Consider the following 15,102-nt stretch of genomic DNA (forward strand, 5'->3'; position numbering starts at 1 on the left):
CGGCGGCATCAATACATACAGGTACAAGGCTGCACGGTGTCACCGCTGCAACCTTGCTCATCAATCTTTACCACGCTGCCCGGTTGCGAGCTGTTTGCACTCATCTGCAACCCGCTCGGCCGCATCGATGATGGCGACGCGGCGAGCCGCTTTCGCCATGTTAAACAGGGTCTCCCGGCGACCAGCCAACCAGGTCAGGCGCGCCGCCAGCGACGCGGTATTCAGCTCGGACTGGGGCAGAAACTCGGCTGCACCGCCGTCGACCAGGGTCAAGGCGTTTCGGGTCTGGTGATCATCCACAGCATGGGGCAGCGGCACGAAAATGGCGGCCACACCGGCGGCAGCCACTTCGGAAACAGTCAGCGCACCGGCACGGCAGACCACCAGGTCGGCCCAAGCGTAGGCGCTGGCCATATCCTTGATAAATTCGCTCACCTCGGCATTGATGCCGTGCTGGGCATAGGCAGCAGAGACAGCCTCGGCATTGCCCTTGCCACACTGGTGACGCACTTCAATGGGCACGCCGGATGCCGCCACCGCAGCAGGTACCTGCTCGTTGAGCACCCGCGCCCCCAGACTGCCACCCACGATCAGCAGATGCAGTGGCTCATCCCCGCTGCGCAGTTGCGGATCCGGCAGGGCGACCACTTCGGGACGCACCGGATTACCCACCACGGCGGTACGACGGCTCGGCGCGAAGGCGCCCGGAAATGCCATCAACACCCGCCTGGCGATACGGGCCAACAGCTTGTTGGTCATGCCAGCAGCAGCATTCTGCTCATGGAGCAGTAGCGGGATGCCGGAGAACCAGGCAGCCACGCCACCCGGACCGGAAGCAAAACCGCCCATGCCGAGCACCACATCAGGACGAACGGTCTTGAGCACCTGACGCGCCTGCAGAATCGATTTAACGATGCGATAGGGCGCCACCAGCAGTCGCTTGATGCCGTTGCCACGCACTCCCTGAATATCGATGAAGGAGATGGGATAACCGTGGGCGGGCACCAGCTCCGCCTCCATCCGGTCGGCAGTGCCGAGCCAGTGGACAGTCCAGCCCTGGGCCTTCAGGCGATCGGCCACGGCCAGACCGGGGAACACATGCCCACCGGTACCACCTGCCATCACCAACAGAGTCTTGCTCACTAAACCTCCCGCACGCGCGCCTGGGCTGTCGCCTGACGCAACTCAAAATCGATTCGAATCAACATGCTCACCGCCACCGACATGATGATGAGACTGGAACCACCGTAACTCACCAGCGGCAGGGTCAAGCCCTTGGTTGGCATCATGCCGCTGGCCGCGCCAACGTTAACGAAGGTCTGGAAGCTGAACCAGATGCCGATGCCGATGGCCAGATAACCGTCATAGAGCCGCTCTGCCACCAGCGCGCGATGCCCCAGCTTGAGCGCCTTGACCGCCAGCGCAAAAATCAGGAACAGGGCGCCCAGCACCCCAACGTAACCCAGCTCTTCACCGAGGATCGCAAACACGAAGTCAGTGTGCGCTTCCGGCAGGTACTCCATCTTCTGGATGGAGTTGCCAAGCCCTTCGCCAAACCAGCTGCCACGGCCAAACGCCATCAGCGACTGGGTCAACTGGTAGCCGCTGCCGAACGGATCGGCCCAGGGATCCATAAACGAGGTCACCCGCCGCATCCGGTAGGGCTCGACGATGATCAGCATCACCACCGAGCCGAGACCCGCGCCGATCAGGGTCAAAAACTGTCCCAGTCGGGCTCCGGCCAGAAACAGCATGCCAAACGAAGTAACGAACATCACCACGGTGGAACCCAGGTCCGGCTGCAACAGCAGCAAGACCGCCAGCACCCCGAACACCGCCAGCGGTTTCAAAAAGCCGATCCAGGCTTCACGCACTTCGCTCTGGCGCCGCACCAGATAGCCGGCCAGATAGACAAACAGCGCCAGCTTGCCAAACTCGGCAGGCTGCAGGTTGAAGGGACCGAGCGGCAACCAGCGCACCGCACCGTTGACGTTCCGCCCCACCAGCAGCACCAGCACCAGCATCAAGATCGCCAGCAGCAACATGGGGCCGTTGTGCTGTTGCCAGCGCGCCATCGGCACCTGCAACACAAACCAGGAGATACCGAGCGCCATCACCAGAAACAGGGCGTGACGCTTCACAAACATGAAGGGGTCATCCCCCAGCGCAATCCCCTCGGGAATCGACGCCGAGGCCACGATGACCACCCCGACCGCCATCAGGGAGAGCGCCAGCAGTACCAGCTGCCGATCGTAGAGACCGGCAGGACGCGCCGGTAACAACCAGCGCTGGAACAGACCTGCTGCTGCGCGAAGGGCGTTCATAGTGCCAGCACCATCTCGGTGAAGCGATCGCCGCGCACCTCGAACGACTTGAACTGATCCAGGCTGGCACAGGCTGGCGCCAGCAGCACCCAGTCACCGGGCTTGGCATCGGCCGCCGCTTTGGCAACCGCAGCGGCCAGGTCGGCCACCCGTTCGGTCTGCTCGCCCAGTGCCAGCAGCACCTCGGCATCCTGACCGAAGCAGTACATGTGATCGATCTGGTTGCCCAACAGCGCCTGGATCGGGCCAAAATCCTGCCCCTTACCCTGACCACCGGCTAGCAGCAGCAGGCGCCCCTTGACCGACTCGCGCACACCGGCAACGGCAGCCAGCGTGGCTCCCACGTTGGTGGCCTTGGAGTCGTTGATCCAGCGCACCCCGTTCACCTCACGCACGAAGCGGGCACGATGGGGCAAGCCCTCGAAACGACGCAGCACGGTAAGCTGAGCCGCACGGGGAATACCGACCGCATCGCACAGCGCCATGGCGGCCAGCGCGTTGGCCTGATTGTGGGCACCGACGATCTTCATCTCGTCTACCGCAAGCAGTGGTTCACCGTGCAACGTCAACCAGTAGCGGCCATCCAGCAGGCAACGGCCATAGCCATTGCAGTCGAGACCAAAGCTCTGCCACACCTGACCCACATCGGGCAGGGTCTGGGCATCGTCACGATTGACCAGAATGTGTTTGGAGTGCTGATGGATCTCCATCTTGGCGGCACGATAGTCGGCCATGCCTTGATAGCGATCCATGTGATCTTCTGAGAGGTTCAGCACCACGGACGCGGCAGCACGCAAACTGTGAGTAGTTTCCAGCTGGAAGCTGGATAGCTCCAGCACGCAAAGATCCATCGGCTGCTTGAGCAGCTCCAGCGCCGGTGTGCCGATATTGCCGCCCACACCGACATTGAGGCCGGCTTCGGCAATCATCTCGCCCACCAGGGTAGTGACGGTGCTCTTGCCGTTGGAGCCGGTAATGGCGATGACCGGGGTCTGGGTCTCGCGCACAAACAGCTCGATATCACCGACGATCTGCACGCCACACTCGGCAGCGGCTTTCAGTTCGGGGGTCGCCAGCGCGATACCCGGGCTCGCGACGATCATGTGCGCCTGCTTGAGCAGCGCCTCGTCGAGACCGTGAATGAGCTCTACCTCAGGCGGCAGTTGATCCTTGCCGGGCGGGTTGGCACGGGTATCCATCACCAGTGGCGTCACGCCACGGCCGAGGAAGTAATCGACACAGGAGAGTCCGGTTTTGCCCAATCCGATGATGATGACCATGGCCTTACCTCACCTTCAGGGTGGCAAGACCCAGCAGCACCAGCACGAGGGTAATGATCCAGAAGCGCACGATGACGCGCGGCTCCGGCCAGCCCTTCTTCTCGTAGTGGTGATGGATCGGCGCCATGCGGAAGATCCGCACGCCGCGCAGTTTGTATGACCCCACCTGCAGGATCACCGAGACGGTCTCCATCACGAAGACGCCGCCCATGATCACCAGCAGGAACTCCTGACGGACCAACACGGCGATGGTGCCAAGCGCGCCGCCCAGTGCCAGGGAACCAACATCCCCCATGAAGACCTGCGCCGGATAGGTGTTGAACCAGAGGAAACCCAGACCAGCCCCGACGATAGCGGTACAGACGATCACCAGCTCGGAGGTATAGGGCACGTAGGGAATGTGCAGGTAGTTGGCAAAGTTGACGTTACCGGTGGCCCAGGCGATCAGGGCAAAGCCCCCCGCCACCATCACGGTCGGCATGATGGCCAGGCCGTCGAGACCGTCGGTCAGGTTGACCGCGTTGGAGGTGCCAACGATGACAAAGTAGGTCAGCACGATAAACATCAGGCCAAGCTGCGGCATCACATCCTTGAGGAAAGGCACCACCAGCTGGGTCTGTCCCTCATGGGTTGCGGTCGCATAGAGGAACACAGCCACCGCCAGCGCTACCGCGGATTGCCAGAAATACTTCCAGCGTGCGATCAGGCCGTCGGTATTCTTGCGCACCACCTTGAGGTAGTCGTCGGCAAAGCCGATGGCACCGTAGGCACCCAGCACAAACAGCACCAGCCAGACATAAGGGTTGTCGAGGCGGCACCAGAGCAGCACAGACGTGAAAATCGCAGCAATGATCATCAGGCCACCCATAGTCGGGGTGCCCCGCTTGCTGAGGTGGGACTCGGGACCGTCGTTGCGGATCACCTGACCAAACTTCAGGATCTGCAGGCGACGGATCAGTCGTGGCCCCATCCAGAGGGCAACCCCCAGTCCGGTAATGATCGACAGGATGGCGCGAAACGTCAGGTAGGAGAAGACGTTGAAGAAGGTGAAGTGCGGGGTGAGCAGTTCAGCCAGCCAGACTAGCATGCAGCTGACTCCTGACGGTCTTTGACCATCTCGACGATATCTTCCATGCGGGAGCCACGTGCCCCCTTGACCAGAATCGAAATTTCCTGATGTGTATTTATCATTTGCGCAAGCACTTCAAACAACGACGCCTTGTTATCGAAATGTCGGCCCACCGCGGCATCTGCGGTGTGGCGACTATCTTCCCCCACTGTCAGCACGGCATCCAGACCGCACTCGCGGGCATGACGGCCAACCCGGGCGTGTTGCTCGGCAGACTCCTCACCCAGTTCCCGCATATCACCGAACACCAGCACCTTGAAGCCGCTCATAGCGGTCAGGGCATCGATGCCCGCCAGCACGGACTCCACACTGGCATTGTAGGTATCATCCACCAGAGTCAGACCGCCCCAGCGCTGCACGCAGAAGCGCCCCTTGACCGGCGCCATCTGTTCCAGCCCCGCCTTGACACAGGAGAGGGATGCGCCGAAGGCCAGACAACCCGCGGCGGCGGCCAACGCATTGGCCACGTTGTGGCGACCCGGGATCGCCAGAGTCAGGCTCAGCTCGCCCTGCGGGGTCACCATCACGAACTCGGCGCAGCCTTGCTCGTTGAGCACAAGGTTGCGCGCGTGGAACGGCTGGCTCTGATCGTCGATGGAGAAGGCGCACTGAATGCCGCATTCCCGCCACTTCGGCCAGAATTCGTTGTCGGCGTTGACGATGGCGGTGCCACCCTCGCTCAAGCCCTCAAAGATTTCGCTCTTGGCGTGGAACACCCCTTCCAGCGAGCCGAAGCCCTCCAGATGGGCCGCCGCCACGTTGTTGATGATGGCGGCATCGGGTTTGGCCAGTGAAGTAGTCCAGGCGATCTCGCCCGGATGGTTGGCACCCAGCTCCATCACCGCAAACTTGTGTTGCGGTTCGAGGCGCAGCAGGGTGAGCGGCACGCCCACTTCATTGTTGAAGTTGCCAGCGGTGGCCAGCACCTCTCCTTCATGACGCAGGATGGCGGTCGCCATCTCCTTCACCGTGGTCTTGCCGCAGCTACCGGTAATGGCCAGCACTTTCGGGTTGATGCGCTCGCGCACCAGTTTGCCGAGACGGCCCAGCCCCTTCAGACTGTCGGTCACCACCAGCTGGGGAATGGCCAGCGGCAGCTCACGCTCGACCAGCAGGGCAGAGGCCCCTGCCTGAACGGCCTGCTCGCAAAAATCGTGGGCATCGAAGCGCTCGCCGCGCAGGGCAACGAACAGGGCACCCGCGCCCAGAGTGCGGGTGTCGGTACTGACGACGGTGATCTCGCCATCGTCACCAATCAGACGGGCATCGAGTACCTGCGCCAGTTCGGCAAGCCTGAGGGTCATCATTTGAATGACTCCAATAATGTGTGCAAGGCGGCCGCGACGGTTTCCCGGTCGCTGTAGTGCCGCTTGTCGGTTCCAATGATCTGATAATCCTCGTGACCCTTACCGGCCACCAGGATGATGTCCTGTTTGCTCGCCTGACCGATGGCCAGCACAATCGCCTTGACCCGGTCGTGCTCCACCTGCACCCCAGCAGGATCGCGAAGACCCGCCACCATGTCGGCCATGATCCGGGCCGGCTCCTCGGTACGGGGATTGTCGTCGGTCAGGATCACGCGATCCGCATACTGCTCGGCCATGGCGGCCATCATGGGGCGCTTGCCGCGATCGCGGTCGCCACCACAACCGACCAGACACCAGAGCTGCCCTGTGCAGTGCACCCGCAGGGCCTGCAATGCCTTCTCCAGTGCATCCGGGGTGTGGGCGTAATCGACCACCGCCAGCGGCGTATCGCCACCGCCAAAACACTCCATACGCCCCGTCACCGGCTGCAATTGAGGCGCTGTCGCCAGCAGTTCGTTGAAGTCGTAACCGAGCACCAGCATCACGCCCATCGCGGCCAGCACATTGCTGACGTTGAAGCGCCCGAGCAAGGGGGCGGATAATACACCATTCCCCCAGCTGGAGTTAATCTGCGCGCGAAAACCTTGCTGGTGAAAATCGAGCTGCTGCGCCGTTAATTGACGGCCAGAATGGTGTTCAATCGGGCCATTAACGCTGAACGCCACCGCTGCCGGGTATTTTTCGAGCCACTTGGCACCCAACTCGTCATCACGGTTGATCACCGCATTCGACTCATCGACCAGCTGCAGCAACTGCTCTTTGGCCGCACCATAGGCTTCCATGGTGCCGTGATAATCGAGGTGATCCCGGCTCAGGTTGGTGAAAACGGCAGCGGCAAACGGCAGTGCGGCAACACGATGCTGCACCAGACCATGGCTGGAGACCTCCATCGCCACCAGATCCGCCCCCTGCGCTTGCAGCGCAGCCAGATTGGCTTGCACCTGCACGGCGCTGCCGGTGGTATTTTCCGCTTCGATCAAATTGCCAAACAGGCCGTTGCCGATGGTCCCCATCACACCCGCCTTGCCCCCCAGCAGGGTGCGCCAGTTGGCGACCAGCAGTGCCGTAGTGCTCTTGCCGTTGGTGCCGGTGACCCCGACCAGATCTAATTTTTGGGCTGGCTGATCGTAGAAATAGCCCGCAAGAGCAGAGAGGTGAGCGGGCAGATCCCGCATCCCGATACAGGGAACCGGAGTCGATGGTGGGATAAATTCACCATCCTCCTCAAACACAACAGCGGTCGCTCCCTGAGCCACCGCCTGCTCGATAAACCGTCTGCCATCCACCTGATGACCGCGAATGGCCACGAAGAGCGAGCCGGAGCCAACCCGCCGACTATCCAGCTGGATATCGGTCAGGGTGAGCGCCGGCGCCTGGATACCGAAGGGGCGCAGTAATGCATCAAGTGCGCGGGACAAGAGAAGCCTCCGTACGGGCAAGTTTGGTGGGCACCGCTGGCGGCACCGCATCGGGACGAATATTGAAGAGCTGCAGCACCCCGCCCATGGCCTCTGCAAACGGTGGGGTCGCCACGGCGCCGCCATAATAGGCGCTGCCTTTTGGCTCGTTGATCACCACCACCATGACGAAACGGGGATCACTGGCGGGTGCGAAACCGGCAAACCAGGCCATGTAATCCTTGCCATAGCCACCGGCGACGGCGACCTTGGCGGTACCACTCTTGCCGCCAACCCGATAGCCCGGGATCTTGGCTTTTGGAATAGCGTTGTCGACCACATACTCCAGCGCCTGCAACATGGCAGCGGCATTGTTGTGATCAATAACTTGCTCACCCTTGGGCGGCGTAGTCACCTTGACGATGGAGAGCGGCACCCGTTTGCCCTTGTTGGCCAGGGTGGCGTAGGCGGAAGCCAGCTGCAGCGGGGTGACTCGCAGACCATAACCGAACGAGAGGGTTGCCCGCTCGATATCGGACCAGCGACGACGCTGGGGCAGCATGCCGCTGCTCTCGCCCATCAGCCCGCTGCCGGTATCCATGCCGAAACCGAACATGCTGAGGGTATTGATCATCTCCTGCGCCGGCATCCGCAGCGCGATGCGCGACATACCGATGTTGGAGGAGTAACGCAGGATATCGTAGAGGTTGGTCGCCTTGTGGATACTGACGTCCTTGATCTGCTTGGCACCGATAAAAAGCGGCCCACCAGGAATGAAATCTTTCCAGCTGGTGACACCTGCCTGCAAGGCACTGAGCAAAATCAATGGCTTAACGGTCGAACCCGGCTCATAAGTATCGGTCACCACACGGTTGCGTACCCGGAAGCTCTGATACTGGCCGCGGTTGTTCGGGTTATAGGAGGGGGTGTTGACCATGGCGAGCACTTCACCGGTCTTGATATTCAGCATCACCATGGAGCCGGAGGTCGCCTTGTTCTCGTCGGTTGCCCGCTTGAGGGCACGATAGGCCAGTGCCTGCACCCGCTGATCGATACTGAGCTGCAGATCGTTGGCGTTCTTGCCCTCTTTGACGATGCCAAGCCGCTCGATGACGCGCCCCTGACGATCCTTGCGCACCCGCATTTCGCCGGGTGTCGCCGTCAGCCACTCGTTGTAGCTGCGCTCGATCCCTTCAATACCGCTGCCATCGATGTTGGTTACCCCCACCAGATGGGCGCTGATCTCGCCGGTCGGGTAGAAGCGGCGTGCTTCGGGGCGCAGGTAGACGCCCCCCAGCTTGAGCCCCTTGATATATTCCGCCACCGCAGGAGTAACCTGACGCTGCAGATAGACGAAGCGCTTGCTGGGGTTGGCGATGCGGTGTTTGAGGGTATTGATGTCGAGCTTGAGTACGGCGGAGAGCGCCAGCCAGGCTCGCTCATTATTGATGGCACCGGATTCATGCACCGTCTTGGGATCGGCCCAGACCGCCTCGACCGGCACAGAAACCGCCAGCTGCTCGCCGTTGCGATCGGTGATCATGCCGCGCACCGCCTGGGTAGAGGTGGTACGCAGGGAGCGCATGTCACCCTCCTGACGCAGACGATCCGGATTGATCACCTGGATCCAGGCCAGACGCAGGATCAGACCCACAAACGCGATGCCGATAAACACCGCAAGCGTGCGAAAGCGCCACGGATAGATCGATGGCGCTTTGACATTCGCTTTGGCAGCTTTGGCTGTAGCCTTGCGTTTCATGGTTGGGTAATTACCTTCTCGGTGGTCACCAGCGGACGACCCATCTGCAACTTGTCCATCGCCAGACTCGCCACCCGGGAGTGTTCAGCCAGGGTACCCTGCTCCAGCAGCAGGTGGCGCCATTCGATATTGAGGCGATCCTCTTCTGCCATCAGGTCGTTCTGCTTGGCCGTCAGACCGCGGGTCATGTTGGTCACCAGGATCACGGCAAACGCAGTCACCAGCACGGCGACCGACAGAAAAATCTGCAGCTTGTGCCGCCAGAGATCGGCAACGATCTCCTTGGCCAGATGAACACGCACTTCGCTCATCGCTTACTCCGCCAACCGTTCGGCAACCCGCAGCACCGAGCTGCGTGACCGGCTGTTTTCAGATACTTCATGATCAGAAGGCTTGAGTGCCTTGCCGACCGACTTCAATTTGCGACCGCCGGCCAGCTGGGCCTCGGTCAACGGAATGCCGTAAGGCACTTCCGGCCCCTTCTCGTGCTTGCGGATGAAATGCTTCACCAACCGGTCTTCCAACGAATGGAAGCTGATCACTGACAGACGGCCATGTGGTGCCAGCACTTCCAGTGCACCGTTGAGCGCGGTTTCGATCTCGTCCAGCTCGCTGTTGATATAGATGCGAATGGCCTGGAAACTGCGGGTTGCCGCATGCTTGCCCTTCTCCTTGCTCGGATTGACCCGGGCAATCATCTCCGCCAGTTGACGGGTACGCACATAAGGCTCGGTCACACGGTCATGCACGATGGCGCGGGCGATCTTCTTGGCAAAACGCTCCTCACCGAAGGTCTTCAGCACCCAGGCGATGTCATCCACATCGGCCTTGGCCAGCCACTCGGCGGCGCTCTGACCGGAGGTGGGGTCCATCCGCATATCGAGCGGACCATCTTTCATAAAGCTGAAGCCGCGCTCGGCATCATCCAGCTGGGGTGAAGAGACCCCCAGATCCAGCAGGAAGCCATCCACCTTGCCCAGCAAACCGCGCTCATCGAGATAGGAGGCGATGCCGGAGAAGGGGCCGTGCACGATTTCGAAACGGGGATCCTGGATCTTGGCGGCCTCGGCAATCGCTTGGGGATCGCGGTCGATGGCGATCAGGCGGCCATTGGGGCCAAGGTGCTGCAGGATCAGACGAGAATGACCACCACGGCCAAAAGTACCGTCGACGTAGACACCGTCCGGCTTGATGGCCAGACCTTCAACGGCTTCGTGCAGCAGCACTGTGATGTGTTCAGCGGCTTGGGTCATTTATAAAGAGAAATCCTGTAGTCGTGGTGAGCTTGCCCAATCGTCCCCGGGCAGACCCAAGATGTCGTCATTGACCTGTTGTTGCCAGCGGGCTTCATCCCACAGCTCAAACTTGTTGAGCTGGCCCACCAGCATGATTTTCTTGTCCAGCCCCGCATGGTTGCGCAGTGGCTGACTGAGCAGCAGACGGCCATTGCCATCCAGCTCGCATTCAGTTGCATGTCCCAGCAGCAGTCGCTGCAAACGGCGCTCTTGCGGATTCATGCTGGAGAGAGTCTTGAGCTTGCGCTCGACCTCTTCCCATTCATTCAGGGGATAAAGCAGCAGACAGGGATGTGCAATATCGATGGTGCAAACCAGCTGGCCGTCGCTTTCATCGCGCAGCCAATCACGGAATTTGGTCGGAATTGCCAGCCGCCCTTTACTGTCCAGGCTGATGGCATGAGCGCCACGCAACAAATTGCAGTCCCTGAAGGTGAGTGAGCAGGCAGATTGCCCCTCTAAAAACCACTTTGATCCACTTTTCCCCACCTTGAAGTTTAAGGACGTGCAGGGGGCTTTTCAAGCAAGGAGATGGGACAGAGGGAACATATTGACGCAGCAATTGCATACCGCGGATTGAGTGGGTTGATTTTCCAAGAGTTATTGCTGAAAAAACAGAAAGTGATTAATAAGCAGCAAGTCGGTGAGCGGTCACTATCTGGGCGATATGATGAAACGGAACAATACCACGGCACAGAGCAAAATACTGACACATATCACTGGATAGATGATGTAACCATCTTTCGAACGGCGAGCACGCAGAGACACCAGCTGACACAGCAACAGATTGTAAATAATCAGCAGGGATGTCAGCAGAATATTGGTGGCAAATGTCAGCTCTTGAGCGTAACCAATGTACAAGCCCATCAGAATGAAATTGGCGAGTATCAGATACAGCAAAAACTTCTGAATCGCTTTACCCGAATTTGGGCTCTTTTTTACTCGTGTTATCATGCTTGCTACGTCCTGGATTACACATGATCAGACGACCTTAAATTCAAAAAACTGTTGAGATATATCATGTTTTTATTATTGCGCGATCCTTGCTCAACAATTGCCCCATGACCCGGCTCGTTTTTTTGCTAATGAGCGGGATGTTAATGATATCAACATCTTGCCATGCTTATCACAATTATCACTGGCAAGCTGGTTTCCCTGTCCCGATTCAGGGTAAAGGGGTCGACTTGGTCAGCCAGCAGCAGCAATTCTTGCTGAAGCAGCGCCCTTATCTCCAACAACGCCTTGCGGCGACACAGCCTGTTATTCGCTGGGTCGCGGAGCAGGTTCACGAACGCAAACTGCCGCCCTTGCTTGCCTTTGTTCCTTTACTGGAGAGCAGTTACCGATTGGATGTGGTCTCTTCTGCTGGCGCCGCAGGCCCCTGGCAGCTGATGCCAGATACCGCCACCCGATTTGCCATTCCCATCACCAGCGAATTTGATGGGCGCTATTCACTGCCATTGGCGACAGAGGCTGCCCTTTCCTATTTGGCATGGTTGTATCGCTTCTTTGGCAATGACTGGCTGCTTGCTTTGGCAGCCTACAACGCAGGAGAAGGGCGGGTACTCAATGCGGTTTTAAAAGCGGGGACACGTAATATATGGGAACTGGAGCTTCCGACTGAAACACGCTTTTATGTCGCGCGCTTTGTTGCGCTGGCAAGACTGCTTGATATGGCTGACAGCTATCAGTTTCAACTTCCGCCATGGCACAGCGGCAATGACTTGCAAATATTCCGTCATCCGAACGGCTGCTCACTGCCCGCGTGGGCTCAGGCAAAAGGCGTATCAATGAATGAAGCCAGCCGCTGGAATCCGGCCTGGCAACTCCCTATCGCGCAAGGGATAACCGATTGCCCGATCGTCTATAGCAAGGGCAAAGCCCCCACCGCCAACCAGAAGAAAGGGGCGACCGCCATTGTCAAAGCGGTCTCACTGGACAGTCTGCATGATCCCCTGTTGCTGAAAGCTGCCAGGGGGCTTGATATGAGTCGAGGCGAGATCAGGCTGGAACGCTTGCCTGATCCTCTTGGGATTCAGCAGAAGCGGCAGCTGATTGCGGCACCATGAAACAGTGGCGCCAATGGCTCAGTACCGGAGCCAAATCAACCTCTTCCGGATATGACCAGCGAGCACCATAAAAGCAGAGCTGCCGACCAATAGCGCGACGATGAGTGATGTTGCAATCCAGCGCAATTAACGGCAACAGGGAGAGTGTCACCGTTTCGGGTAATTCAAATCGAGCAGGAGCAAGGAAACCGACCCCGCCCGGACCTATGTCTTTGATCACTGCGCGGCCAATGCTCTTGTCAAACAGCAATCCGGAAATCAGCAATCTGGCCGCAATACCACAACTCTGTGACTCGAAAGGCGTTGTTCCATCATGCAGATACCAGCGCGGTACTTTTCTGCGTGGATCATTGTGCGAGGTATGCAGCGGAAACTCGATCTCAGGGTCGTCCATGGGAAATCATCTCCTTGGCATGGCTGGTTGCCGCTTGCGTTTGGGAGCTGAAAAGTTGCTCCAGATTAGTTTCTGCCTGGGTTGTCATGACCAGCAATTCAATGCGCCGATTACGGCTGCTTTGTGGATTGCGGGTATCTTCCAGCATGGTATCGGCCATCGCGACAACCTGCCCGACCCGTTCAGGTGGCATGCCGCCTGCCAGCAACACCCGTCTTGCCATCATGGCGCGGTCTGACGATAGCTCCCAGTTGCTGTAGTTGTCACCGGCAAACGGTGTGCTGTCGGTATGGCCAGAAATCATGACCCGATTCTCGATACGCTGGAATATGGGTGCCAGCGCCATCAACATATGGCGAAAGAAAGGGCTAATACGGGCACTGCCGCGGCTATACATTTCCCGATCCGCGTCATCACGGATCAGGATCCGCAATCCTTGGGGAACAATTTGAATCTCGAGGTTATTCTTCGCCTGCATCTGCTCAGCAAGATGGTCGATAAAGCTGGCCAGCTGCTTCATCTGGGCTTCCCCCTCAAGTTTACCTATCAACAGCTTTTCATACCCACCGCCCGGACCGTCAGAAAAAATGCTCTGATTACGGTCCATATGCTTAGGCATCAGCTGACCCTGCTGATCGAACTTGGGGTTAAGCTCATCCATCACTGAGGGATTGCCACCGAGATCGACAGGATAGGGGCTATTGCGAATATCAAACGGGTTTGCCTCACTGTCCATGATGCTGTAGTCCCGCAGGCGGCTGGCAACGACTTCCCGCTCCTCCTGATTGGACACAGCCAGGATCCACAGCACCATGAAGAACGCCATCATGGCCAACGTGAAGTCGGCAAATGCCACCTTCCAGGCGCCGCCCCCTTTGGGACCGCTGTTACGACGCTGCTGGCGCTTGACGATAATCTGTTCGTGATTGCGCATTACATCGCCCTGTTGGTCACCCAATCTTCCAGCTCAAGGAAGCTTGGTTTGACTTCAGGCTCCAGGATCTTGCGACCCGAATCGACGGCAAGCAGCGGTGTCTTGCCACGCAACTGGGCAATCAGGATCGACTTGATGCACATCAACAGGCCGATACGGCGCTTGACCATCTCTTCCATGGCATTGCTGATTGGCTCCAGCAAGCAGTAGCAGAGGAAAATACCGATAAAGGTGCCCACCAGAGCAGCCGCCACATGGACACCGATATTGCTCAGAGGGCCATCCAGTTGCTGCATGGTGATGATGATCCCCATCACCGCAGCAAGAATGCCGAAGCCCGGGCAGGCCTCGCCGGTTTTGTGCAAGGCATGAGCAGGCTTGAGCATGTCCTCTTCAATGGCCATGATCTCCTGCTCCAGCACGGTATCCAGTTCATGGGGGGTGATCTTGCCCATTCCGAGCAGACGCAGGTTATCGATAATGAAACCAAGCAGTTGGGGATCTTCCGAAATCTGGGGATACATCAAGAAAACCGAGCTCTGCTGGGGATTTTCAATATGCTCGTCGAGCGCCTTCATCCCCTTATTGCGTGTCTCTTCAAGCAGTTGATGCATCAGTGAGGTATCCTGATTTTCACAGACAGTCCCGATTGTTACGATGAGACAATCGGGGGTATTGAATGAAATCGAGAGAACACTATTCACCAGAGTTTCGGGCAGAGGCGGTTCGACTGGTGTTGGAGCAAGGCCTTGGCCAAGCTGAAGCCGCCAGAAGGTTGGGTATTGCCAAAGGCACACTGAGCAACTGGGTGGTCGCAGCCAAAGGAGGAAAGGATACATCGGCCATTCCCGGAGCGCGTTCTGTCGCCGAGCTGGAGGCTGAAGTGGCCCGGCTACGCAAAGCTCTCGCACAAGCCAACATGGAGCGCGACATCATAAAAAAGGCCGCCGCGTACTTTGCTCAGGAGTCACTGCCAAGTACGCGTGGATAGCCAACCAAAAGGACATCTATCCCATTTCCGTTATCTGTCGTGTGCTGGAGGTCTCTCGTGCGGGCTTCTACCACTGGCGCCAGCGTCCACCGTCACAGCGCCAACAAGAAGATGAACGACTCAAGGTCGCCATTCGGGCTGCTCACAGCAAGACGCGCCAGAC

General features: G+C 58.9%; 14 protein-coding genes and 2 pseudogenes. 3 read left to right on the forward strand and 13 right to left on the reverse strand.

Annotated elements, in window-relative coordinates; all coding sequences use genetic code 11:
• Positions 1 to 60: 60 nt before the first annotated feature.
• Genes murG through mraZ form a run of 10 tightly spaced genes read right to left on the reverse strand, consistent with a single transcriptional unit; the run spans position 61 to position 10,968 of the window.
• Complete coding sequence (gene murG / locus AB5Y97_RS09685) at positions 61 to 1,143, reverse strand: undecaprenyldiphospho-muramoylpentapeptide beta-N-acetylglucosaminyltransferase (protein WP_236280266.1); 1,083 nt, start codon at positions 1,141 to 1,143, stop codon at positions 61 to 63.
• Positions 1,143 to 2,324, reverse strand: coding sequence for a cell division protein FtsW (gene ftsW / locus AB5Y97_RS09690; protein ID WP_005336154.1), 1,182 nt, complete (start codon positions 2,322 to 2,324; stop codon positions 1,143 to 1,145). The genes murG and ftsW overlap by 1 nt, the downstream gene beginning before the upstream one ends.
• On the reverse strand, positions 2,321 to 3,604 hold the full coding sequence (murD, locus tag AB5Y97_RS09695) for a UDP-N-acetylmuramoyl-L-alanine--D-glutamate ligase (protein WP_005336156.1): 1,284 nt from the start codon (positions 3,602 to 3,604) through the stop codon (positions 2,321 to 2,323). The genes ftsW and murD overlap by 4 nt, the downstream gene beginning before the upstream one ends.
• Before the next feature lie 4 nt (positions 3,605 to 3,608).
• Positions 3,609 to 4,691 (reverse strand): phospho-N-acetylmuramoyl-pentapeptide-transferase, encoded by a 1,083-nt coding sequence (gene mraY, locus AB5Y97_RS09700; RefSeq protein ID WP_005355120.1) that lies wholly within the window; start codon positions 4,689 to 4,691, stop codon positions 3,609 to 3,611.
• Positions 4,685 to 6,040 (reverse strand): UDP-N-acetylmuramoyl-tripeptide--D-alanyl-D-alanine ligase, encoded by a 1,356-nt coding sequence (gene murF / locus AB5Y97_RS09705; RefSeq protein ID WP_368157726.1) that lies wholly within the window; start codon positions 6,038 to 6,040, stop codon positions 4,685 to 4,687. Before murF ends, mraY begins: the two co-directional genes overlap by 7 nt.
• Positions 6,037 to 7,569, reverse strand: a complete 1,533-nt coding sequence (murE, locus tag AB5Y97_RS09710; protein WP_368157728.1) for a UDP-N-acetylmuramoyl-L-alanyl-D-glutamate--2,6-diaminopimelate ligase — start codon at positions 7,567 to 7,569, stop codon at positions 6,037 to 6,039. Before murE ends, murF begins: the two co-directional genes overlap by 4 nt.
• On the reverse strand, positions 7,502 to 9,256 hold the full coding sequence (locus AB5Y97_RS09715; RefSeq protein ID WP_368157730.1) for a penicillin-binding transpeptidase domain-containing protein: 1,755 nt from the start codon (positions 9,254 to 9,256) through the stop codon (positions 7,502 to 7,504). The genes murE and AB5Y97_RS09715 overlap by 68 nt, the downstream gene beginning before the upstream one ends.
• Entirely contained in the window at positions 9,253 to 9,567 is a 315-nt protein-coding gene (ftsL, locus tag AB5Y97_RS09720; protein ID WP_005336166.1) for a cell division protein FtsL, read from the reverse strand. The genes AB5Y97_RS09715 and ftsL overlap by 4 nt, the downstream gene beginning before the upstream one ends.
• A gap of 3 nt (positions 9,568 to 9,570) precedes the next feature.
• A complete protein-coding gene (gene rsmH / locus AB5Y97_RS09725) occupies positions 9,571 to 10,509 on the reverse strand; it encodes a 16S rRNA (cytosine(1402)-N(4))-methyltransferase RsmH (protein WP_005336168.1) in 939 nt (312 codons plus the stop codon).
• Entirely contained in the window at positions 10,510 to 10,968 is a 459-nt protein-coding gene (mraZ, locus tag AB5Y97_RS09730; RefSeq protein ID WP_013723406.1) for a division/cell wall cluster transcriptional repressor MraZ, read from the reverse strand.
• A gap of 114 nt (positions 10,969 to 11,082) precedes the next feature.
• Between mraZ and AB5Y97_RS09735 the strand changes: the two genes are divergently transcribed.
• Both AB5Y97_RS09735 and AB5Y97_RS09740 read left to right on the forward strand, forming a co-directional pair.
• Entirely contained in the window at positions 11,083 to 11,532 is a 450-nt protein-coding gene (locus AB5Y97_RS09735) for a hypothetical protein (protein WP_368157732.1), read from the forward strand.
• 80 nt (positions 11,533 to 11,612) lie between these two features.
• Entirely contained in the window at positions 11,613 to 12,620 is a 1,008-nt protein-coding gene (locus AB5Y97_RS09740; protein ID WP_368157734.1) for a lytic transglycosylase domain-containing protein, read from the forward strand.
• On the opposite strand, the gene AB5Y97_RS09745 is transcribed toward AB5Y97_RS09740, so the two are convergent.
• From AB5Y97_RS09745 to lafT, 3 genes and pseudogenes are all read right to left on the reverse strand, one after another.
• A complete protein-coding gene (locus tag AB5Y97_RS09745; protein WP_257690894.1) occupies positions 12,553 to 13,014 on the reverse strand; it encodes a hypothetical protein in 462 nt (153 codons plus the stop codon). The genes AB5Y97_RS09740 and AB5Y97_RS09745 overlap by 68 nt on opposite strands.
• Positions 13,001 to 13,948, reverse strand: coding sequence for a lateral flagellar motor protein LafU (gene lafU / locus AB5Y97_RS09750; RefSeq protein WP_257690892.1), 948 nt, complete (start codon positions 13,946 to 13,948; stop codon positions 13,001 to 13,003). Before lafU ends, AB5Y97_RS09745 begins: the two co-directional genes overlap by 14 nt.
• A pseudogene (gene lafT / locus AB5Y97_RS09755) lies at positions 13,948 to 14,568 on the reverse strand (lateral flagellar motor stator protein LafT); the annotation flags it as partial. The gene lafU and the pseudogene lafT, both read right to left, overlap by 1 nt.
• A gap of 59 nt (positions 14,569 to 14,627) precedes the next feature.
• On the opposite strand from lafT, the pseudogene AB5Y97_RS09760 reads away from it, so the two are divergent.
• Positions 14,628 to 15,102 (forward strand): annotated as a pseudogene (locus AB5Y97_RS09760) (IS3-like element ISAeme20 family transposase); the annotation flags it as partial.

Source organism: Aeromonas sp. R10-2 (genome assembly GCF_040908445.1).
Taxonomy (GTDB): domain Bacteria; phylum Pseudomonadota; class Gammaproteobacteria; order Enterobacterales; family Aeromonadaceae; genus Aeromonas; species Aeromonas veronii.